At 67.9% G+C, this 21,056-nt stretch carries 22 protein-coding genes; 7 read left to right on the top strand and 15 right to left on the bottom strand.

Annotated features, from left to right (window positions below):
- Positions 1-6 precede the first annotated feature (6 nt).
- Positions 7-912, bottom strand: a complete 906-nt coding sequence (locus ACI1US_RS12465; RefSeq protein ID WP_461640757.1) for a formylglycine-generating enzyme family protein — start codon at positions 910-912, stop codon at positions 7-9.
- A gap of 173 nt (positions 913-1,085) precedes the next feature.
- Here ACI1US_RS12465 and ACI1US_RS12460 point away from each other — a divergent pair, with 173 nt between their 5' ends.
- Positions 1,086-2,795 (top strand): SulP family inorganic anion transporter, encoded by a 1,710-nt coding sequence (locus ACI1US_RS12460; protein ID WP_461640756.1) that lies wholly within the window; start codon positions 1,086-1,088, stop codon positions 2,793-2,795.
- Positions 2,796-2,856: 61 nt separating this feature from the next.
- A complete protein-coding gene (locus ACI1US_RS12455; protein ID WP_461640755.1) occupies positions 2,857-3,255 on the top strand; it encodes a PLDc N-terminal domain-containing protein in 399 nt (132 codons plus the stop codon).
- A gap of 168 nt (positions 3,256-3,423) precedes the next feature.
- On the opposite strand, the gene ACI1US_RS12450 is transcribed toward ACI1US_RS12455, so the two are convergent.
- Entirely contained in the window at positions 3,424-3,843 is a 420-nt protein-coding gene (locus ACI1US_RS12450) for a hypothetical protein (RefSeq protein ID WP_461640754.1), read from the bottom strand.
- Between the two features lie 285 nt (positions 3,844-4,128).
- Between ACI1US_RS12450 and ACI1US_RS12445 the strand changes: the two genes are divergently transcribed.
- Positions 4,129-4,677: a hypothetical protein gene (locus ACI1US_RS12445; protein WP_461640753.1), complete on the top strand. Its 549-nt coding sequence runs from the start codon at positions 4,129-4,131 to the stop codon at positions 4,675-4,677.
- A 584-nt stretch (positions 4,678-5,261) separates the two neighbouring features.
- On the opposite strand, the gene ACI1US_RS12440 is transcribed toward ACI1US_RS12445, so the two are convergent.
- A complete protein-coding gene (locus tag ACI1US_RS12440) occupies positions 5,262-5,753 on the bottom strand; it encodes a winged helix-turn-helix transcriptional regulator (protein WP_461640752.1) in 492 nt (163 codons plus the stop codon).
- Positions 5,754-5,810: 57 nt separating this feature from the next.
- Here ACI1US_RS12440 and ACI1US_RS12435 point away from each other — a divergent pair, with 57 nt between their 5' ends.
- A complete protein-coding gene (locus ACI1US_RS12435; RefSeq protein WP_461640751.1) occupies positions 5,811-6,851 on the top strand; it encodes a thioesterase family protein in 1,041 nt (346 codons plus the stop codon).
- 33 nt (positions 6,852-6,884) lie between these two features.
- Complete coding sequence (locus tag ACI1US_RS12430; protein WP_461640750.1) at positions 6,885-8,060, top strand: thiolase family protein; 1,176 nt, start codon at positions 6,885-6,887, stop codon at positions 8,058-8,060.
- A 129-nt stretch (positions 8,061-8,189) separates the two neighbouring features.
- On the opposite strand, the gene ACI1US_RS12425 is transcribed toward ACI1US_RS12430, so the two are convergent.
- The 12 genes from ACI1US_RS12425 to fdxA all read right to left on the bottom strand — a co-directional run bounded on the left by ACI1US_RS12425 (position 8,190) and on the right by fdxA (position 19,240).
- Positions 8,190-8,864: a GntR family transcriptional regulator gene (locus ACI1US_RS12425; protein WP_461640749.1), complete on the bottom strand. Its 675-nt coding sequence runs from the start codon at positions 8,862-8,864 to the stop codon at positions 8,190-8,192.
- Positions 8,865-8,902: 38 nt separating this feature from the next.
- Entirely contained in the window at positions 8,903-10,030 is a 1,128-nt protein-coding gene (locus tag ACI1US_RS12420; RefSeq protein WP_461640748.1) for a mandelate racemase/muconate lactonizing enzyme family protein, read from the bottom strand.
- Positions 10,031-10,243: 213 nt separating this feature from the next.
- Entirely contained in the window at positions 10,244-11,626 is a 1,383-nt protein-coding gene (locus ACI1US_RS12415) for an ATP-binding protein (protein ID WP_461640747.1), read from the bottom strand.
- Entirely contained in the window at positions 11,623-12,306 is a 684-nt protein-coding gene (locus tag ACI1US_RS12410; RefSeq protein ID WP_461640746.1) for a response regulator, read from the bottom strand. The genes ACI1US_RS12415 and ACI1US_RS12410 overlap by 4 nt, the downstream gene beginning before the upstream one ends.
- An 8-nt stretch (positions 12,307-12,314) precedes the next feature.
- Positions 12,315-13,289: a D-alanine--D-alanine ligase family protein gene (locus tag ACI1US_RS12405; protein WP_461640745.1), complete on the bottom strand. Its 975-nt coding sequence runs from the start codon at positions 13,287-13,289 to the stop codon at positions 12,315-12,317.
- Positions 13,286-14,416, bottom strand: coding sequence for an alanine racemase (gene alr, locus ACI1US_RS12400; RefSeq protein ID WP_461640744.1), 1,131 nt, complete (start codon positions 14,414-14,416; stop codon positions 13,286-13,288). Before alr ends, ACI1US_RS12405 begins: the two co-directional genes overlap by 4 nt.
- Positions 14,413-15,075, bottom strand: a complete 663-nt coding sequence (locus ACI1US_RS12395) for a M15 family metallopeptidase (RefSeq protein ID WP_461640743.1) — start codon at positions 15,073-15,075, stop codon at positions 14,413-14,415. The genes alr and ACI1US_RS12395 overlap by 4 nt, the downstream gene beginning before the upstream one ends.
- Before the next feature lie 224 nt (positions 15,076-15,299).
- Positions 15,300-16,037, bottom strand: a complete 738-nt coding sequence (locus tag ACI1US_RS12390) for an SDR family NAD(P)-dependent oxidoreductase (protein WP_461640742.1) — start codon at positions 16,035-16,037, stop codon at positions 15,300-15,302.
- A 97-nt stretch (positions 16,038-16,134) separates the two neighbouring features.
- Entirely contained in the window at positions 16,135-16,734 is a 600-nt protein-coding gene (locus ACI1US_RS12385; protein WP_461640741.1) for a superoxide dismutase, read from the bottom strand.
- Between the two features lie 117 nt (positions 16,735-16,851).
- The gene (locus ACI1US_RS12380; RefSeq protein WP_461640740.1) at positions 16,852-17,397 is read right to left on the bottom strand and encodes a flavin reductase family protein; all 546 of its coding nucleotides are present in this window, start codon (positions 17,395-17,397) and stop codon (positions 16,852-16,854) included.
- A complete protein-coding gene (locus ACI1US_RS12375) occupies positions 17,394-18,914 on the bottom strand; it encodes an FAD-dependent oxidoreductase (protein WP_461640739.1) in 1,521 nt (506 codons plus the stop codon). Before ACI1US_RS12375 ends, ACI1US_RS12380 begins: the two co-directional genes overlap by 4 nt.
- Positions 18,911-19,240: a ferredoxin gene (gene fdxA, locus ACI1US_RS12370; RefSeq protein ID WP_461640738.1), complete on the bottom strand. Its 330-nt coding sequence runs from the start codon at positions 19,238-19,240 to the stop codon at positions 18,911-18,913. Before fdxA ends, ACI1US_RS12375 begins: the two co-directional genes overlap by 4 nt.
- Positions 19,241-19,345: 105 nt before the next feature.
- Here fdxA and soxR point away from each other — a divergent pair, with 105 nt between their 5' ends.
- Together soxR and ACI1US_RS12360 are read left to right on the top strand one after the other, a co-directional pair.
- Positions 19,346-19,798: a redox-sensitive transcriptional activator SoxR gene (gene soxR, locus ACI1US_RS12365; protein WP_461640737.1), complete on the top strand. Its 453-nt coding sequence runs from the start codon at positions 19,346-19,348 to the stop codon at positions 19,796-19,798.
- A 384-nt stretch (positions 19,799-20,182) separates the two neighbouring features.
- On the top strand, positions 20,183-21,056 hold an 874-nt coding region (locus tag ACI1US_RS12360), incomplete at its 3' end, for a hemolysin family protein (protein WP_461640736.1).

Below are 21,056 nucleotides of genomic sequence, written 5' to 3'. Positions count from 1 at the left end.
GCGGCGCTACCGAGCCGGCCTGACGCAGCGAAAGCCGATGTGACTCGTCGCGGAGTCCTCCTGCTGGGGCGAACGCGCAGCCGGTCGATATTTCAGGCAGTATTCGGGCGCGCACAGGTGCGATCCACCCTTGATCACCCGGCTCAGGGTCCCCGCCCCGTGCGCTACTTCCTCGCCACCCCGGCCCGCGTGCGACGGCGTAAAGAGGTCGCTCGTCCACTCCCACACGTTGCCGATGGCGTCGAACAAGCCATACCCGTTCGCGGGAAACGAGTCTACCGGGGAGGTCCCCACCCAGCCATTCGCCCCCGCATTCAGGTAGGGAAATCTGCCGTGCCAGGTGTTCGCCATGACCACGCCCGCCGGATCCCGATCCCTCCCCCACACATACGGGCCCGGCACCGCGCCGCCCGCCGCCGCGAACTCGTGCTCGGCCTCGGTCGGCAACCGCGCCCCGGCCCACTCCGCGTAGGCCCGCGCATCGGCGTACGCGACCTGCACGACCGGGTGGGATCCCCGCCCGACAAGATCGCTCAGGGGCCCGAGCGGGTGACGCCACTGCGCGCCGGGCGTCCACGTCCACCACTGCTGCCAGTCACGCAGGTCGACCGGCCCGTCAGTCGGCGCGAACACCAACGAACCAGGCGCGCGTCGCGCTGCGCCCAGGTGCGGGAAGTCGCTCTCGCTCAGGGGCCGCTCCGCGACCGTGACATAGCCCGTGTCGGCGACGAAAGCAGCGAACTCATCGTTCGTAGTGGGCGTCGCGGCCATCTCGAACGGCTCCACCGAGCGCTCGTGCTGCGGTGCCTCTTCGGCATAGAAGTCGAATGAGCCCATGAGGAAACGCCCACCGGGGATCCTCACCCAGCTCAGCAGCTGGGATTCCTGGGCGCGGGAGGCCACCATCGTCATCCCTCCTCACGGATCAGCGGTCGCGGCGCTTCCATCCTCCCGCGCCCCGGGCTCGCGCGGATCATCCGCAGTTGATGAAAACCCACCAATTCGCTATCGCCTCCGCGACGCGATCCGGCACGCTAAACGGTGACCGTACTAAGCCCAAGAAAGAAAGCGCTGGTGTCAGCCCGATGAGTTCGCGGTTTGAGTCGTTGCAGCGGTCGAGCAGAACCTATCTGCGCCGCTTCGGCAGCAAGAAAACCCTTGGCAGCGACCTCAAAGCAGGGCTCGTGCTCGGCGTCGAGAGCGTGCCCGATGGCCTCGCCGCTGGCCTCCTCGCAGGCGTCAACCCGCTCCACGGCCTCTACGGCTACCTCGCCGGAACCGTCGGCGGGGCCCTCGCGACCGGCTCAGCGTTCATGACGGTGCAGGCCACCGGCGCGATGGCCGTCGTCATCTCCGACGTCCCGCAGACCCAGTCGGGCGCCGACGCCGGGCGCGCGCTCGCCACGCTCGCGCTGCTCACCGGCGTCATCATGCTCGCGCTCGGGATCGCCAAGCTCGGATCGCTCGTCAGGTTCATTCCGACGGCCGTGCTCGTGGGCTTCATCAACGCGGTCGCGATCAGCATCGTGCTCGGCCAGCTCGACAACTTCACCGGGTACGAGAGCAGCGGGTCGAATCGGATACTCAAGGCGTTCGACACCGTGCTGCACGTCTTCGAGTTCTCGTGGCCCTCCCTACTCGTCGGGGTGACCACCGTGGCCCTCATCCTGCTGCTCGAACGCACCCGGCTCGGGGCGCTCGCGATGGTCGTCGCGATCGTCGTCACCTCCGGGCTCGCCGCCCTGCTCGGCCTCGTCGCGCCGGGCAGCCCCGTGCAGCTCGTGTCAAGCATCGCCGAAGTGCCAAACGCGCTCCCTGGGGTGCTCCTCCCAGACCTCAGCCTCGTGCTGCCGCTCATCGTTCCGGCACTGTCACTCGCGCTCGTCGGCCTCGTGCAGGGCGCGGCCGTGAGCGGCTCGATCCCGAACCCCGACGGCCGCTACCCCGACCCCTCCGCCGACTTCCGCGGCCAGGGCATTGCGAACCTCACCGCAGGGCTCTTCCAGGGCATGCCCGTCGGCGGCTCCATGTCGGCGACGGCCCTCGTGAAGGCAGCCGGGGCAAAAAGCGCGCTCGCGAACCTCGTCGCCGGGGCGGTCATGGCCGTGACGATCCTCGCTCTCGGGCCGGCGATCGGTTTCATCGCGATGCCGGCGCTCGCCGGGCTGCTCATCCTCGTCGGATACCGCACCTTCAAGCCGCACGACATCCTCATGGTGTGGCGGACAGGCCCGATCCAGGCCGCCGTCTTCACCGTGACCTTCGTACTCACGCTCATCATCCCGCTGCAGTACGCCGTGCTCACCGGGGTCGGGCTCGCCGTGATTCTGCACATCGCTCGGCAGTCGAACCGAATCACGATCCGCCGCTGGGTATTCGAGGGCGACAACCCACTGCCGCGCGAAACCGCGCCGCCCACGACCCTCGCCCCCGGCGAGCTCGTGGTCCTCGCGCCCTACGGCAGCCTGTTCTTCGCCGCGGCCCCCGTGTTCGAAGCGCAGCTGCCGCGCGTGCCGGCCGACGCCCAGAACACCGTCGTGATCATCCGGCTGCGAGGCAAGGAGGAGCTCGGCAGCACCTTCATCAAGATCCTCGACCAGTACGCCGGCCAGCTCGCCACGGCCGGCGGCGCGCTCATGCTCGTCGGCGTCACCGGCAAGGTGCGCGAACAGCTTGCCGTGACCGGTGTACTCGCCCGCATCGGGGCCGAGCGCGTCTTCCTCGCGACCCCCGCCGTGGGCGACTCTCTCAGGCATGCCGTCGCCGCCGCCGAACGCTGGGCGGCGCGCGAGTAGGCGAACGGCTGCCTTTCGATCCACCATCCATGCATTTCATTCAACGATTAGGAGATCACCCATGAGTTTTTGGGATTCACTCTGGAACATCATCACCGTGTTCTTTTGGGCATTCGTCTTTATCGCGGCGCTCTACGCGCTCATCGCGATCATCACCGACCTGTTCCGTGACAAGCACCTCAACGGCTGGTGGAAGGCGCTCTGGCTCGTCTTCCTCGTCTTCGTTCCGTTGCTGACGTCGCTCGTCTACATCATCGCTCGCGGCGAGGGCATGTCCGAGCGGGGCGCAAAGAGCGCGGCCGAGGGCCAGCAGGCGGCCGAGGAGTACATCCGCTCCGTCGCGGGCAGCAGCCCGGCCGATGAGATCGCGAAGGCGCAGGCGCTGCTCGAATCCGGCAGCATCACCGCCGAAGAGTTCGCCTCGCTCAAGCAGCACGCGCTGCAGAACGCGCAGGTCTAGCCGGCGCGGTTCGCCCCGTGCGGTTCGCCGGGTGCGGTTCGCGCGGCGGATCTTGCCCGGCGGATCTTGCCCGGCGGATCTTGCCCGGCGCGAGCGCAGCTGTGCCCTCGTGATCACCCAGTTTTCTGGGCGACCACGAGGGCATGCGTGTTGGTGCCGCGTGCGCAGTTAGCTGCAGCTCAGCGCCTCATCGACGCCGAAATCGGCCTGCTCGAGCGCCTGGAACTCACCGGCGAGCGACTTCACTGCCTCGGGCACGGTCATATCAGTGTCAATCTGTTCAACCGCGGAGTTGAACGATGCCACGGCGTCCTCGAGGGCCTTTGCCCGGTCCGCAGCGACCGACTCGAGCGACTTACCGAGCTGCTGGTAGGCACCCTGCACGCTGTCACGGGCCTCAGTGATCTCGCCAACGGTCGGCTCGTTCGCGAGCGTCGTCTTAGCGGCCGCGACCGACTCCGCGAACCCAGCGTAAGCGTCGCACGCGGCGACCTCATTTGCCGCGGGGTCGGAGCTGCAGCCGGTGAGGCTCAGAGCGGCAGCGCCGGCAACGAGCAGCGAGGCGATGAGTGAGTGGTGTGTGCGCATGGGAGGTCTTTCTTTCGAGACGGGAAGGTGCATGCTCGATCCTCACGCGGATGCGCGGGCGTCTGCCACTTCGCCGCCACGAAATCACCAGTAGCGCATGAGCTGGGGTGCCCAGCTCCCCCGCTTTGGCGCGGAGTGTTGGTGCGGAGTGTTGGCTTGGGGTTGTTGGCTCGGAGTTGTTGACACCGAGTCCTGGTCAGTTTTGGCACGCCCCACCGAGCGAACCGCTGAATCTGTGGCACAAAGTGACCAGAAGCGTGAGGCTTCGCGGGATAGTCTGGCCGCATGGCGGACACCACCGAGGATGCCCGAGAGGCACACGATGCGCGGCAGGCACTCGGCGCCGGGCCAGCGCATGCTGCCGGGCCAGCGCGCGATGATGAGGCCACGCCTGCGTCTGCGTCTGCGTCTGCGTCTGCGTCTGCGTCTGCGTCTGCGTCTGCGTCTGCGTCTGCGTCTGCGTCTGCGCAATGGTTACTCGCCGCAGCCTATGGCGCAACATTCCTCGTATTTGGCGTGGTGTTCGGGTTCCAAGGCCACTGGCTAGCTGCCGCTATTGCAGCGGTGTGCTTCGCCTCAGTGTTCGCTGTCACCCTGTGGGCCCGTCAGCGCCAAACAAACTCCGGGCGTAGCTTCACCCGTTCAGAACTCCTCGGTCACGCCGGCATGGGGCTGCTCACCCTGGCGACGCTGACAGTAACCGCGATCTCCGGCGATACCTTTTTGCTGCTGCTCGCCGCCGCAAGCCTGCTGACCGGCATTGGTTTCCTTGTTGCTCGGATCAGACGCGGTGAGGCCGTCACCAGCCGCGACCTACTGGATTCGCTGCTCTAGCCCGGCAGTCGCGTACCCCGCGCCCGCGCGCCCCACTGGTGGTCAGTTTGGGCCCGACACCCCGCACGAAACACTGGCTCCTTGGCGCGAACTGACCAGGAGATGGCGAAGCGCCGTGCGGAGGCTGGCCACCGACTCCGCAGGCGGGATTGGTGGCTCCTCAGACCTGAGGGGTGCGCCCCTCTCTCGCGGGGTTCACCCGGTGCCTGCGGGGGACTCGCGGGTCGCACCCGGCCTCCTCTCCGACCCTATTTATTCAGACCGACCCCTGCGGCCGCCGTAAATGGGTCGGAATGGATTAAACGAGGGGTTTGAGAATTCGTGCAGGGACTGAGGGGTCTAGAGCGGCGGCGTTTGACGTGAGTGCGGGGGCAGGGGGCTGGGGGCAGTGGGCAGGGCTGCCGCGGGCGCTTCGCGCCCTTGCCGTTGAGGGTGCGGGCCCGGGCTGAGCATATTTCGCAGCTCCCCGCAGCCGGATGGATGCTGCGGACGCCGGTACATTCAGGGGAATGCTCGCTGTGATTGCACACGTTCGAGGCCCTACTGACGGCTCCGGAGCACACCCACAATTGTGAAGAGCCCGACTAGTCGCTGTGCCTCAGCCAGTCGAGGTTGATCCGCACGCCGATGTCCTCAACATCGAGCGCCCGCCCTGCTGCGGTCACCGCCCGCACGGCGACAGGCTCGCCGGTCTCCTGTTCGACGAGGGCGAGCGGACCACCGCTGTGTTGCAGGTGAGCGTTGCCCCACTGCATGAGCGCGGCGACGACGGGGAACAGGTCACGCCCCATCTGAGTGAGGAGGTACTCGTGGCGGGTACGCTGCCCGGGCTCCCGGTAGGGGCGCTTCTCGAACACTCCGAGCTCTACCAACTGTTTCAAACGAGTCGCTGCAACGGCATCGGTCACGCCGACCCGCTCGGCAAAATCGTCAAACCTCGTGGTGCCGTAGAAGGCCTCCCGCAGCAGGAGCATTGCAGTGCGCGAGCCCACAACTCCCATCGCTTTGCCGATCGAACACTCCTCAGTGCTCCAGGCGGATCTGTCAGCGAGCGGGCCTGCAAGAGTGACGGACATGGGGCAATTCTACTACCTGACTTGCCTAAACCATAGTGAGCATCGTACGCTCTCACTATGGTTAAACATAGTCAGCCACGGGCGGCGTCGCCCGGAAGCGCAGCTCAGGATCGCCCAGCGACTGCTCGGGAGCCTTTCCAGACAGCTCGGGAGCCCTCCCCAACGGCCCAGGAGTTCTTTCCAATCGCAGAGTTCCTCGCCACCTCGACCGACGGGGTGCGCCCCGCCCCGCAGCAGCTCTGGGGCTTCGGCGGCGTGCACGGCGGACTCGCGCTGGCGGCGATGACGGCGGACATGACCGCAGTAATGAGGGCAGCCGCGACGACAGACTCACCAGCGGACCAGCCAGCGGGCCTTCCAGCGAGCCAACCAACGGGTCAGCCAGCGCAGATTCTCGCGGCGCGCACCTCTGAACAGGGTTTCAGGCTCCAGAGCGTGACCGGCCGGCTCCACCGCGCCGTCCGCGACAGCTTCACCGTCGACGTCACCCAGGACGCTGCCACCCGCAGCACCCGCGCACTCAGCGCGAGCCTGCAAGCCGGCGGTGGCGACGCGCGTGACGCGAATGGCGACGACCGATCCGCTCCGCTCGCGAGTGCCACCGCACTCTTCGGCCTCGACGGAGACTCCCCCGCCCCGAGATTCGCCCCGGCCGCGCCGCGCGTTCCGGGCTGGCAAGACGGCGAGCTTTTTCGCCCGCCGCCGGCGTTCGTGCCGATCAGCGGCCACACCGAGATTCGCGCACTCGGCGGGAACCGCCCCTTCGCAGGCGGCGCGGAGCCCAAGCTCACCGCGTGGGTGCGGATGACCGAGGACGACCTTGCCCCAGACGAGCTCCGGCTGCTCTTCTTGGTGGACGCTCTCGCCCCCTCGTATGCGGCGGTGCTGCCAGCACCGCTCCCCGTACCAACCGTGGAGCTCACCGCCCACTTCAGCGGGAAGCGCGCCGCCTCACCCTGGGTGCTCATCGAGGCGACCACCACCGGGGCCACCCCGGGAGGCTGGGTGACGGAAACGATCAACGTGTGGGGCGAGGACGCCGCGCACCTCGTCGAAGCAAGACAACTCAGGCTCGTGCGGCCCGCCCGCACGTCGTAAGCTCAAGCCAGGCAAAGAAGCTGAAAGGACAGCATGTTCAGAGACGCAGTCATCGTTGAAGCAGTTCGCACGCCCGTCGGGAGGGGCCGCCCTGGCGGTGCCCTCGCCGAGGTCCACCCGGTCGACCTGCTCGCGCACACGCTCCGCGCGCTTATCGAGCGGACCGGGATCGACCCTGCCCTCGTCGACGACGTCATTGGCGGTGTGGTCAGCCAGGTCGGCGAGCAGGGCGGCAACATGACGCGGCGTGCGGTGCTCGCGGCGGGATTCCCCGACTCGGTGCCGGCAACTTCTATCGACCGGCAGTGCGGCAGCAGCCAACAGGCGCTCCACTTCGCCGCGCAGGGCGTTATCTCCGGCGCATACGACATCGCGATCGCCGCCGGTGTCGAGTCGATGAGCCGGGTGCCGATGGGTGCCTCCGTCGCGGGTGCCGCCGACATCGATGGCGAAGGACTCGCCGAGCGCTTCCCCGACGGCCTCATTGACCAGGGGTACTCAGCGGAGCTCATCGCCGCCAAGTGGGGTATTTCTCGCGAAGACATGGACCGTTTCGCGCTCAGCTCGCACGCGAAGGCGGATGCTGCGACCCGCTCGGGCGCATTCGATGCGGAGCTTGCCCCGATTGCGGGGCTCGCCCACGACGAGGGGATTCGTGCAGGGGGCACCCTCGAAAAGCTCGCCACCCTCCAGCCCGCGTTCGTGAACGAGAAGATGGCTGAGCGGTTCCCGCAAATCAACTGGAGTGTCACCGCGGCCTCGGCGAGCCAGATCAGCGACGGCAGCGCCGCGATCATGGTGATGACGAGCGAGAAGGCCGCGGAGCTCGGGCTGAAGCCGCTCGCGCGAGTGCATAGCTTCGCGATTGCGGGGGCGGATCCGGTCTACATGCTCACCGCGGTCATCCCGGCGACGCAGAAGGTACTCGAACGCGCTGGCCTCTCGATCGACGACATCGACCTGTTTGAGGTGAGCGAGGCCTTCGCACCCGTCGTCCTCGCCTGGGCGAAGGAGACCGGAGCCGACCTCACGAAGGTGAACGTGCGCGGCGGCGCGATCGCACTCGGCCACCCACTCGGTGCGAGCGGGGCGAGGCTCATGACGACGCTCGTGCACGCGCTCAGGGACAGCGGTGGCCGCTACGCCCTGCAGACGATGTGCGAGGGCGGCGGGATGGCGAACGCGACCATTCTCGAGCGGCTCGATTAGCCGCAGCGGGGCAGTATCGATGGGGGCCGCGGCTGCGCGCTAGGGATGGAGTACCGCAGCGGCATCGATCGGGATCGGCGCACGATCAGCACACGATCAGCGTTGGATCAGCGCACGATCAGCATTGGATCAGCGCACGAAGCCCTGCAGTCGCTGATATGACGCCCCGACGTGGTCGCGCATCGCCTGCTCCGCAATCGCTTCGTCGCCCGCAGCAATGGCGCGGACGATCTCCGCGTGCTCTTGGACGGCGTGGTAGCCGTCGACAGGTTGGAAGCGCACGCGCAGCATTCGATTGTAGATGTGTGCCTGCGCGATGGCCTTGCGCGCGTGCGCGTTGCCGGCGAGCTCAAGCACGAGGTCGTGGAGCCGACGGTCGTGCTCGCGGAACTGCGTCATCGACGAGTAGTCATCGAGAAACTTCGCCCGCTGAATGCCCGCAATCTCCTCGCCGAGCCGCGCGACCCCTGCCTGGCCGGCGCGGGCCGCGGCTCGGCCGGCCGCCTGCGGTTCGATGAGTAGCCGGAACTCCCAGAGGTCGGCGAACTCCTCAGCGCTCATGATCTGCGTCGCAAAATAGCCGCGCTTCGGTTCCTTCGTCACGAGTCCCTGGGTTTCCAGTCGGGCGAGCGCCTCGCGCACCGGGGTAGATGAAACCCCGAGGTCGGCTGCGATCTTGTCGATGACCATGCGCGCGCCCGGGGCGATGTCGAGCTCCATCACGAGCTGAAACAACGCCTGATAGACCTGCTCGGTGACCCCACCGGCCGACGTCGAATCGGAGTATGCGCGCAGCTCAGCCATGACGCCTATCGTATCGACCGCTCCCCCAGCTCACCCGGCTAGTTTGTGCCAGCCACGGAGCCACTCCCCGCGCCAGCAGTCGCGACGGTCAGGCGCGTAAGCTGCGCCTCATCCCAGTCGATGCCGAGCCCGGGGGTCGCAGGTGCCTGCATGACCCCGTTCACGGGCACAGGCCCGTTGTGGGTTACCGCGCGCAGCTGCGGGATGTGTTCAACCCAGCCGCCGTTCGGGATCGCGCACGCCAGGCTCACGTGGAGCTCCATGAGGAAGTGTGGGGCGACCGGCAGGTTCGCGGCCTCCGCGAGGTGGGCGACCTTCAGCCAGGGCGTGATGCCGCCGACCCGCGCCACGTCCACCTGCAGAATCGAGGCGGCCTCCATGTCAACGTAGGTCTGGAACTGCTTCACCGAGTAGAGCGTCTCACCTACGGCGATGGGCACGGCGCTGTGGCGTGCAAGCTGCGCGTGACCCGCAACGTTGTCGGCGGGCAGGGGCTCCTCGAGCCAGCCGATACCGAGCTCGGCGAAGGCGGCGGCGCGGCGGATCGCCTCGGGCACGGTGAACGATTGGTTCGCGTCGACGAAGATTTCGAAGTCGTCGCCCACGGCCTCGCGCACGGCGCGCAGTCGCTCGACGTCGCCCTGCACGGTGGGCTTGCCGACCTTCACCTTCGCGGCGCGCATTCCGCCCTCCTTCACGGCAACGATTCCCGCGACGAGTTCGTCGGTGGAGATGTGGAGCCAGCCGTTCTCGGTGTCGTAGCAGGCGAGCTCGTGGGTGTAGCCGCCTGCGGCGATCCAGAGCGGGTTGCCCTCGCGCCTGCCGTTGAGATCCCACACCGCGGTGTCGACCGCCGCGAGCGCGAGCGAGGTGATTGCCCCGGGCGCGGTCGCACGGGTCGAGGCGAACAGCGTGTTCCAGATGTGCTCGGTGCGGCGCGTGTCCATGCCGATGAGCTGCGGGAGGAAGACGTCGCGCAGCAGCGCGAGCACCGCGGATCCGCCCGTGCCGATCGTGTAGGTGTAGCCGCGGCCTTCGGAGCCGTCGGCGGCGACCAGGTCGACGAAGATCGTCTCCTGCGACTGGAAGCTCTGGACCGCGTCGGTGCGGAGAGTCTCAACGGGAATGTCAACGAGGCGTGCGGTGGCCTGGGTGATGATCGACATGGGGTTCCTTCGGTAGCGTTTCGGGCGGCGCTGACGTGCGCGCTGCGGCGGGAGGTGCTCCCCCGTTCCCTCGAACACGAGCATACGACAGATTCGCAGAATCGTGCACGATTCACTACAAAGGCACCAATAGGCACCGTGAAGCGCTACGGTCGTGGCCGTAAATCAGTCGGGTCGCCCACGAGCGCTCACATCGTGCACAATCTGCCCGGCTTACCTGGCGACCGGGATCCGCACGTGAAACACCGTTCCACCCCGCTGCGTAAGCCACGCGTCGCCGCCAAGCACGCGCGCGTTCTCGCGCACGATCGCAAGCCCGAGGCCGCTGCTGTCGCCGTCCGACCGGGATTCGCTCGCCTTGTAGAAGCGGTGAAACACCTGGTCTGCGTGTTCGGGGGCGATCCCGGGGCCGGCGTCGGAGACCTCGAGCATGAGCTCATTGGCGTGAATAGCCATCGTCACTTCGACGGGTGCCTCACCGTGCCGGAGCGCGTTCGTCACGAGGTTCGTGACGATGAGTTTCAGCCGCACGAGATCGGTCTTCACGAGCGGCCCGCCGGTGAGCTCGAAGCTCACCCCCTCCCACTGCCGCAGCTCGGTGAGCTCCCGCCACATCTCGGCGACGTCGAACTGGCGCGCAGCGACCTCGCTCTTGCCCGAGTCGAACCGTGACATTTCCAGGATGTCGTTGGTGAGCGCCGCGAGGTGAGTGGCGCTGCGGGCGGCGATTGCGCCTGCGGCCTGCCGATCCTGCGCGGTCGCGGCCTCCGTGTCCGCAAGAATCTCAGACACCGCGACGAGCGTGGCCAGCGGGGTGCGCAGCTCATGGGCGACGTCCGCGACGAGCTGCCGGGCGGTCGCCTCGCTCTGTTCGAGCTGCTCGATCGTGGTGTCGAGCCGCTCGGCCGAGTGCCGCATGGCGTCGAGCACCGCGTTCACATCCGGGTAATCGGTATCTTTCACCGGAGGCCGTTCGCGATCTCCGAGCCCATCTGCGACATCGACGAGTTGCTGCAGCGGCCGGCCGAGTTGCCGGCCCACGAGCAATCCGATGATCGCCGCGGCCACGACAAACACTGTGCCGATCAGTGCGCCCAGGTTGACGAGCCGGTCGATCTCGTCTTGCTGGCTCTGCATGTTGAACATGCCGAACGCCCCGATCCTGTCGCCGCCGGGCCCAGTGGTCATGCTCAGCCCTGCGATGAACGAGAGAAAGCCGTACTGGGTCGAGCGTTCGTAGGCGGAGAAGCCGTCGTCGGGGCCCAATTGGTAGATGAGGTACTGCGGCACCTGCTCGACAGGCAACGTCCCACCACTCTCACCCGTCTCGAGGTTGATGAGCACTGCTGGCACGGAGAACTGTTCAGCGGCGTAGGCAAGGTCGGCGACGCTGGGCGACTCAGGCAGCGCCGACACGGCTGCCTTCGTCTCAAACCTCAGCACCTCGTAGATAGCCTCTTGCTTCGACTCCAAGATGATGGATCGCGCGTTCCACACGAGCGCGCCCGCGGTCGTCGCCGCGACCCCCACGGCGACCGCAACGACCGCGATCGTAATGCGGGTGCGCAGGTTCGGGCGCCATTTGCTGCCCATCATCCGAGCCGGTATCCGAAGCCGCGAACCGTGTGCAACAGCTGCGGGTTCCCGGGGTCGACCTCGATCTTCGCTCGCAGCCGCTGCACGGCCGCGTTCACGAGCCGCAGGTCTTGCGCCTCGGCTGAGCCCCAGGCGAGCTCGAGCAACTGCTCGCGGCTGAGCACCTGCCCCTGGTGCTCGAGCAGCGCCATGAGCAGCCGGAGCTCGTTCGGCGTCAGTTCGAGCTCGACGCCATCGCGGGTGACCACGAGCGAGGCGAGGTCGACGCGCAACCCGCCGTGCTCGAGTGCGGTCGCCGCCTCGGGGTCGGTGACCGCGGGCCGACGGCTCCGCATGACCGCACGGATGCGCGCCTCAAGCACCCCGGGTGACACGGGCTTCACCACGTAATCGTCGGCACCCGAGTCGAGCCCGCCGATCACGTCGCCGTCGTCGTCGCGTGCCGTGAGCATGATGATCGGCACGTCTGAGTCCTGCCGGATGTGTCGGCACACGCTGAACCCATCGATGTCGGGCAGCATGAGGTCGAGGAGCACGACGTCAGGCGCGTCGGCGATCGCGGCGCGTGCCCCACCGGCACCCGTGCCCTCGATCTGCACGTCGTGGCCGCGCTGGCTCAGCGCGAGCCGATAGGCCTGCGCGAGCTCGGGGTTGTCCTCGACGACGAGAATCTTCAGCATGCCACTCCCTAGGTTGTGCGGGTGTACCGCGCAGACGCCGACTCGACGAGCATCGCGGTGAGCTCGGCAAACGAGACGCCGTCTTCTGCAAACATACGCGGCACTTGCGAGTGCTCGGTCATTCCGGGCATCGTGTTGATCTCATTGAACACGAGTTCCGTGCCGCGCACGAAGAAATCGACGCGCGCGACGCCCTCACACCCGAGCGCCTCATAGATCGCGCGGGCGGCGCGCCTGAGGTCAGCACCGACCGCCGGGGTGACCTGCGCGGGGAGCAGAAAATTCGGTTCGGCATCGTATTTGAGCGCGGTGTCGAACATCTCCTCCGTGCCCTTGCCGATCTCGAGTGGCGGCGGAATGCGGATCTCCCCGCTCGCCAGACGCAGCACGGCGACATCGATCTCGCGGCCCACGACGAACTCCTCGATGAGCACGCGGCTATCGATGGTTTTCGCCTCGGCGATCGCGGCCGCCAGTGCGTCGTTGTTCTCGACGCGCGCGGCACCGTAGCTGGAGCCGGAGGCGACCGGCTTCACCACGAGCGGCAGCGGGAGCTGCGCTGGATCGCCGTAGACGCTGTCGCGGTCGATGAGCACGCCGCGTGCGGTCGCGACGCCGAGCTGCTCCGCGATGAGCTTCGAGGCCCATTTATCCATCGCGAGCGCGCCGGATCGCACCCCCGAGCCGACGTACGGGACGCCGACGCACTCGAGAAACCCTGCCACGGTGCCATCCTCGGTGCTCTCGCCGTGCAGCGCGGGGAAGACGACGTCGCTGTCGCGCATGCGCTGGATCGCCTCCGCGATCCCGATCCGCTCCCCCGCGAGTGTCTCCCACTCGCTGTCGCGGCGGATCGTGAGGCCGGTCACCCGGTGCCCGCTCGCGCTGAGCGCCTCGCGCACGGCCGCCGCCGATCCGACGGAAACGTCGTGTTCCGCGTTCGCGCCGCCGCCTATGACTAAGACCTGTGTTGTTGCACTCATCGTGCCCACCTTTCATCTGCGGTTCGCAGCACCCTACTGCGCCGTACTCCAATTCGCGTGACGATCTCGTGTTCGATCGTGCCCGCCCAGCATGCCCAATCGCGCACCGTCGGCTCGCCCCGGTCGCCTGGGCCAAGCACGATGGCGATGTCGCCGAGCTCGACCGGGTGCTGCCCGACATCGACGACGATCTGATCCATCGAGATCCGTCCGACGATGGGCAGCCGCTGCCCCCGGATGCTCACCTCTGCGCGCCCCTGGGCTGCCCGGGGCAGCCCGTCGCCGTATCCGATGGGCAGCACCGCGAGTGTCGTCGCCTCGCCGGTCACGTGATCGTGCCCGTAGCCGACCCCCTGGTGCGCGTGTACCTCCCGGAGTTGCGCGACCGGGACGGTGAGGGTGAGCGCTGATGCGAGGTCTGCGCGGCCCGCGGGATCGATGCCATACAGGCCCGCGCCGACACGGCTCAGCGAGAAGCGCATGTCGGGGCGGTGCAGGGCACCCGCCGACGCGGCAAGGTGGAGTTCGCGCGGGGTGAGCCCGCGCCGCCTCGCCGCGCGCACGCCGTTCGCAAACCGCAGCCGCTCCGTGTCATTCTGCGCGTGGTCAGGGTCGTCCGCGTTCGACAGGTGGCCCATGATCCCGACGACGTCGATCCGGTCGGCTTTCTCGAGCTCGCGGGCGGCGACGCAGAGCACCGACCATATCTCGCTCGGAGCACCGTCCCGGCTCATTCCGACGTCAAGGTGCAGGTGGACGCGGGCGGCGGTGCCGCTCCGCTCAGCGGCAGCGGCGATCGCGTACAGCTGCTCGATGCTCGTGACCGCCACGTCGATGCCGGCCGCGATCGCGTCCGCCCACGCGGCGTTCACCGGGTTCAGCCAGCTGAGGATCGGCGCAGCAATACCGTCGGCACGAAGCGCGAGCGCCTCCGGGATGCTTGCGACCCCGATCCACGTCGCCCCGTTCTCGAGCGCGATCTGCGCGACGTCGCCGTGCCCGAACGCGTCAGCCTTCACGACCGCCATCACCGGAACCCCGGTGATCCGGCGGAAGAACTGTGCGTTGCGCGCGACGGCGTTGCGGTCGACGTAGAGTTCGGAGAGCCGCTCCCCCGTGACGCTCACGGTGTCTCGCTCGCGTCGGTGAGCATGACGGGGCATTCGCCGCCGGGCTCGGTGAGCAGCTCGAAGTGCCAGCTCTCGTTGACGAACGCGCGGCAGAGCCCGTACTCTGCGCCGTACTGTTCAAGCCAGAGCGCTGGGTCGACGCGCGCGATGTCGACGGCCTCGCCCGTGACGTGCTTCGAACCCTCAGGCGTGCTCACGAACTCCCGCGCGGCGCTCTCGCTGCCGTAGTCGGCGATCGCGTCTTCCAACAGGCCTGCCTGATAGTCGGCGCTGCGCCAGCCTGAGGTGAGGAGGATCTCAATTCCGTCGTCCTGGGCATCTGCCGCGGCGGCCTGAATCGCTTCGCGCACCGTGGGGTCGAGCCGACTCACGGCCGGGTGCTCGTTGTCGAACGGCGAGATTGGATCCGTGATCTTGATCTCCCCGGTCTCGCCGTCGGCGGGTGCCGCTGCGGCTCCCGGCATCGCGCTCGCGACCCCGGGCAGCTTCGCAGCGCCTGCGATGAGGGAGAGGCCGACGCCAGCGGCGATGGCGACTGCAACGAACGTCACGATCACGATGGCTCCCATTCGCCGCCGCCGCATCACGGCCGTCGGATGGTTGGGATAGCCGTTGCGCTGCGGGGAGACGTAGGTCTCTCGGGGAAGTCTCGACACGGGTGTGCTCCTCTCGCTCAGCCAAGCTGGCGGCGGGCCCGCTCTGGGCCGCGATACACACACTCTCCACGGCGCCGGACAGGCTCTCGGCACGGGCCGGTTCGGTCCGGCGACGGCAGCCTGAGAGTTTGCTGGCAGTGGCGGCGGAGCCGGTGGCGGCGGTCACGGTGGCGGTGGCGGCAGCGTGGGTAGCGGCCGTGCCGGTGCCGCATCTTGGTCGCCGGTTAGAAGCGGTCGTCGAGGATCGCCGGGAGCGTGAGGTCGCGCACGAATGCGGCGGGCGACAGTTCGAGGATCGTCTGCACGATCCGCACGACGTCGTGCACGGGTACAAGTATTCCTGCCCCGCGCTGGGCCGCAACGCCGGCCGGAACGTCGAGGCCGTCGTCTGTGTTGAGGTAGCCGAGCTGCAGCGTCGTGACCCCGAGCTGGTCCTCGCGGTAGCCTTCGCGCAGCGCGTCGGCGATGCCGTGGATCGCAAACTTCGAGGCCCCAAAGGCGACCTCGGGGCGGCCGCTGCCGCGCAGGCCGGAGGTGGAGCCGGTGATGATGATCCGGGGGTTCGGGTGTTCGAGCAGCCGCGGGAGCAGCCGGCGGAGCACGAGGATCGCCGCCGTCACGTTCGTCTGGATGAGGGTCTCGATCTCCGCGTCGGCTGCTGCCGTGTCGACTGCTGTTCCTGGTGCGGCAGACGCCCCGGCGTGCGCGAACACATATGCATCGGTGAACGCAGTGTGCTCCCACACGCCGACGTTCCAGACCACCGTGCGGAGGCCTTCGGGGGCGGCCTCGGCTATCGTGCGCGCCGCCGCGGCGGGCGAGGCGAGGTCTGCGGCGATCCACCCCGCCCTGCCGTCAGGTACCGTACGGGCGACGCCAACAACCCGGTGGCCTGCCGCCGCAAGGCCATCGGCGAGGGCGAGTCCAAGCCCACGGCTCGCGCCAATGATCATGATCGACATGCGTGTCTCCCTCGTGTATGCCGCTCCGGGAATGGACCGAGCGCGGCCGCCGCTGGGGCAGCCGCGCTCGGTCTGGGCGGGTGGATGACGTCCGTGGTTACTTCTGGACCGCTGCGAAGCGGCGAGCGACGTCGTCCCAGTTCACGAGGTTCCAGAACGCCTTCACGTAGTCAGCGCGCACGTTCTCGTAGTCGAGGTAGTAGGCGTGCTCCCAGACGTCGAGCTGCAACAGCGGGGTGACGCCGAGCGGCGCGTTGCCCTGCTGATCGAACAGCTGGAAGATGACGGGGCGCTTGCCCAACTCATCCCACGCGAGCACCGACCAGCCCGAACCCTGCACGCCCATCGCGGTCGCGGTGAAGTGGGCGCGGAACTGCTCGAGCGAGCCGAAGTGCGAGCCGAGCGACTCGAGCAGCTCGCCCTCGGGGTCGCCGCCGCCGTTCGGCGAGAGGTTCTCCCAGAAGATGGAGTGGTTGATGTGTCCGCCGAGGTTGAAGGCAAGATCCTTCTCCAGCTTGTTCACGTTCGCAAGGTTGCCCGAGTCGCGGGCCTCGGCGAGCTGCTCGAGCGCGGTGTTCGCGCCCGTCACGTAGGCCTGATGGTGCTTCGAGTGGTGCAGCTCCATGATGCGGCCCGAGATGTGCGGCGCGAGCGCCGAGTAGTCGTAGGGCAGATCGGGAAGAGTGTAAACGGACATGTGAGTGTTCCTTTCGTTGACAGTGAGTTGGTCTGTGTTGACGGCGCGGTCTGTGCTGGCGACGCGGCATGTGTTCACGGCGCGGTCTGAGGTGGCGATGCGGGCCGTTTCTCGCAGCTAGATGCGCTCGCCGAGCCTGGTGAAGGCGCGATCGCGGTACGCCATCGCGTTGCTAGCTTCGGGCTCGCCTGGCGCCGCGTGGATCTCGAGGACCTCGGCGATCACGAGCATCGATCCGCCGACCGCGGTCTGCTGCAGCGAGCGCGCCCTGAGCGCGGCGCTCACACCCGCGAGGTGCGGCTCGCCCGTCGGCAGCGTCGTCCAGCCCTGCTCCTGGGTGAAGCGTTCGCCGCCCGAGACCGCGAACTGCTGGGCGATGCCCGCGTGCCGGGCGTCGAGGAGGTGTACAAGGAACGAGTCGGCGGCGAGAATCAGGCCGGCGCTGCCAGTCGTACGGGTAACCGAGAAGACGAGAGCGGCGGGATCGACCGAGACCGAGGCGACGCTCGACGCAGTGAGCCCGACCGGCCCCTCCGGGGTCGCCGCAGTGATGAGCGCGACGCCCGCCGGGTGGAAGCGGAACGCCCGCTTAAAGTCGTCCGCGAGCTCTGCGGCGTGCGCCGTCGCGGCATCCTGCATCACCTGGGTGAGTGCTGTGCTCATCGAGTCTTCTCCTGTTCGTGTGCGTGTGTGAGGAGCTCGCCGCGGTGCACGATCTTGGTGCGCTCGCGACCTCGCTCAGCTCCGAGGCTGCGCTCGGCGGCGTCGATCCGTAGCCAGCCGCCCCAGTCGACGGTGCCCGCGACGAAGGCGCCCGCGACGACGGTGCCCTCGAGTCGCTCGCGCAGCGCCCGCGCACGGTCGGCTGACACGCTCTCTGTGCGTTCCGCGCGTCCCTCGCGTTCCTCGCGCGCGTCCCGCTCGTCGAGGTCGACCAGCAGGCTCGCGATCGCCTCCGATGCGTCTGATTTCGTGGAGCCGATGAGGCCGACGGGGCCGCGCCTGATCCACCCCGTCGTATACAGGCCCGGGACCGGTTCGCCCGCCGCGTCGAGCACGCGGCCCGCCCGGTCAGGGATCGTGCCGCTCGTGTCGTCGAACGGGACGCCTGGCACGGGGGTGGAACGGTAGCCGATCGTCCGGTAGACCGCGCCGACGTGGTGCTGCAGTGTCTCGCCCGTGCCTGAAATGCGGCCGAGCTCGTCGGGGGCGGTGCGCTCGAGCTCGATGCCGGTCACGCGGGTCTCCCCGAGAATGCGCGCAGGCTGCTGGTAGAAGTGCAGGTGCACGCGGCGCGACGCGGTGCGGCTCGCGGGGTCTACGTCTGCCCACTCATTGAGCGTCCGCATGATGATCTTGCGCTGGTTGAACTGGGCGACCATGCGCTCGCCGTGGGCATCGAGCTGCATGTCGGCGGGATCCACAATCACGTCGACGTCCTCGCGCGATCCGAGCTCGCGCAGCTCCATCGGCGAGAAGCGCACGTCTGCGGGGCCGCGGCGAATGAACATGTGGAGGTCGCGCACCGGGTTCTGCTCGAACGCGCGCTCGACGTGGTCGGGAATGTCGGTCTCGGCAAGCGCCGCCGGGTGCGAGATGATCATGCGGGCGACGTCGAGGGCGACGTTTCCGGCGCCGATCACCGCGACAGACTCCGCCTGGAGCGGCCACTCGGTGGGGGCGTCGGGGTGGCCGTCGTACCAGGCGACGAAGTCTGCCCCGCCGAAGGATCCTGGCAGCTCTGCGCCCTCGATCCCCAGCTCGACGTCGCGGTCGGCACCCGTCGCGACCACGACCGCGTCGTAGGCCTCGCGCAGTTCCTCGATCGTGACGGTGGGGCCGACAGCGCCGACAGTGCCGTGACCGGGAGCGCCGACACCGGGAGCGCCGCCGCCGGCAGCGCCGACCTCGACGTTGCAGATGAGGCGAATACGCGGGTTGTCGAGCACCTCGTGCAGCGAGTCCTGGATCTTCTTGATGCGCGGATGGTCGGGCGAGACGCCGTAGCGCACGAGCCCGTACGGTGCCGGGAGCTTCTCGAACAGGTCGATCTGTACGTGTTCGTCGCGGGTCTGCAGCATGTCTGCGGCATAGATGCCGGCGGGGCCCGCGCCAATGATGGCGACGGTGCGGTGGCCGGTACTCTGGCCGGCGCGGTCGTCGGGGCTCTGGGTGGTCATGCGAGCACACTCTCCTGGGGTGGTAGCGCCGCAATCAGCGGGTGATCGCCGGGGATGGGGCCGGTGCGCGCGGCGCCGCCGGGGGATCCTACGGTGTCGAAGAACTCAACGTTTGCGGCGTAGTAGTCCTGCCACTCGCCAGGCAGATCGTCTTCGTAATAGATGGCCTCAACCGGGCACACGGGCTCGCAGGCCCCGCAGTCGACGCACTCATCGGGGTGGATGTAGAGCATCCGATCGCCCTCATAGATGCAGTCAACCGGGCACTCGTCGACGCAGGCTCGGTCTTTCAGGTCTACGCACGGCAGCGCAATGACGTACGTCACGGCTATCCCCCTCGTCTCGCTCTGAGCCTCTTCTGTGGAGGCCCATGAGCTATGCTAAAACCTCAAGTAAGGTTGAGGTCAAGTGGCCGCGTGTCGGAGGTACTCATGGAACAGCTGCACTCCCCCGAAGAGCTCCTCACCGTCGGCGAGATGAGCCGCCGCACCGGGGTGCCAGTCTCGGCGCTGCACTACTACGAGCGCCTCGAACTCATCGCCTCACAGCGCACCACCGGCAACCAGCGGCGATATCCCCGCTACATGCTGCGCCGCGTCGCGCTCATCTCCGTCGCGAAGCGCCTTGGCATCCCCCTCGAAGATGTGCGCACCGCCTTCGAGAACGTGCCACTGTCGAGCCCGCCCTCGCACGAAGACTGGCAGCGGGCCTCCCGCGAGTGGAAGAAGGTCCTCGAGCAGCGCAGGCGCGGCATCGAGCAGCTCGAGAAGGAGCTCACGGGCTGCATCGGCTGTGGGTGCCTCTCGATGAAGGCGTGCTCGCTGCTCAACCCCGACGACGAGCTCGGCGACACGGGCGCGGGCGCGAGGCGCATCCCGGTGTGAGCTGGCGCGGTGTGTGTGTGTGTCCGCGATCACAGCACCCCACGGTCCTGCAACCGCCCACGACGCCGTACTCCCGCGTGACGCCCCTCGAATCCTAAAACCCCCGTTTAATCCATTCCGACCCGTTTTCGGGCCGTGCGAGAGTCGGTCTGGATTAATAGGGGCAGAGAGGATGACGGGGCGAAACCCCGCGCGACACCGAGCGCGCACCTGCGGCCGCGGAGGGCTCCTTCACCCTCGCCCTGCTGTGGAGTTGCTCGGTTCGAGGCGAAATCTCAGTTTTACCCCCCTCACCGTTTTCTATGATCGATGTATGGATGATTGTCATAGACCCAGGCTCACCTCGACCCGGCCGCGTGCAGCGGCTCGAACAGGAGGTGAGCATTGATTTCGGATACTTGGGGCATCATCATCGGCGTGATCCTCACCGTGGGCACGGGCTTCTTCGTCGCGTCAGAGTTTGCGCTCGTCAACCTGAACCGCGCAGAGCTTGAACGCCGCCAGGCCCAGGGAGAGAAGGGCCTGCGCCCCACGATCTCCGCGCTGCGGGTCACCTCGACACACCTGTCGAGCGCACAGCTCGGCATCACCCTCACGACGCTGCTCGCGGGTTTCACGTTCGAGCCCGCGATCAGCTCGCTGCTGCGCGAGCCGCTCGGCAACATCGGCATTCCCGCGGGGATCGTCCCCGCAGTGGGCACCGTCGTCGCGATCGTGCTCGCGACCCTGTTCTCGATGATCATCGGCGAGCTCGTGCCGAAGAACTTCGCGCTCGCCGTTCCCCTGGCCACCGCGAAGATCGTCGTGCCGTTCCAGCTCGCCTTCACGTTCGTGCTGAAGCCCGTGATCCTCTTCTTCAACGGCACCGCCAACCGGGTAATCCGCTCCTTTGGCATCGAGCCGAAGGAGGAGCTGTCCGCTGCCCGGAGCGCCGAGGAGCTCGGTTACCTGATCCGCCGCTCCGCCACCGAGGGGCTCCTCGACGCGAACGACGCCGACATGCTGCACCGCACCCTGACGTTCTCAGACCGCACCGCAGACGCCGTGATGACGCCGCGCGTGCGTGTCATCGCGCTCCCGAACACCGCGACCGCCCAGGACGTTCTCGACGCCGCAACCGAGAGCGGGTTCTCGCGCTTCCCGGTGTACGCCGAAGACATCGACGATGTGATTGGCATTGCCCACGTTAAGGCTGCCTATGCGATCGCCGACGAGCGCCGCTCGGAGACGCCAATCACCGCGATCGTCTCGGGGGTGT

The organism is Leucobacter sp. BZR 635 (assembly GCF_048061935.2).
In the GTDB taxonomy this organism is placed as follows: Bacteria; Actinomycetota; Actinomycetes; order Actinomycetales; family Microbacteriaceae; genus Leucobacter.
This window is presented reverse-complemented; position numbering and strand designations above follow the sequence as displayed.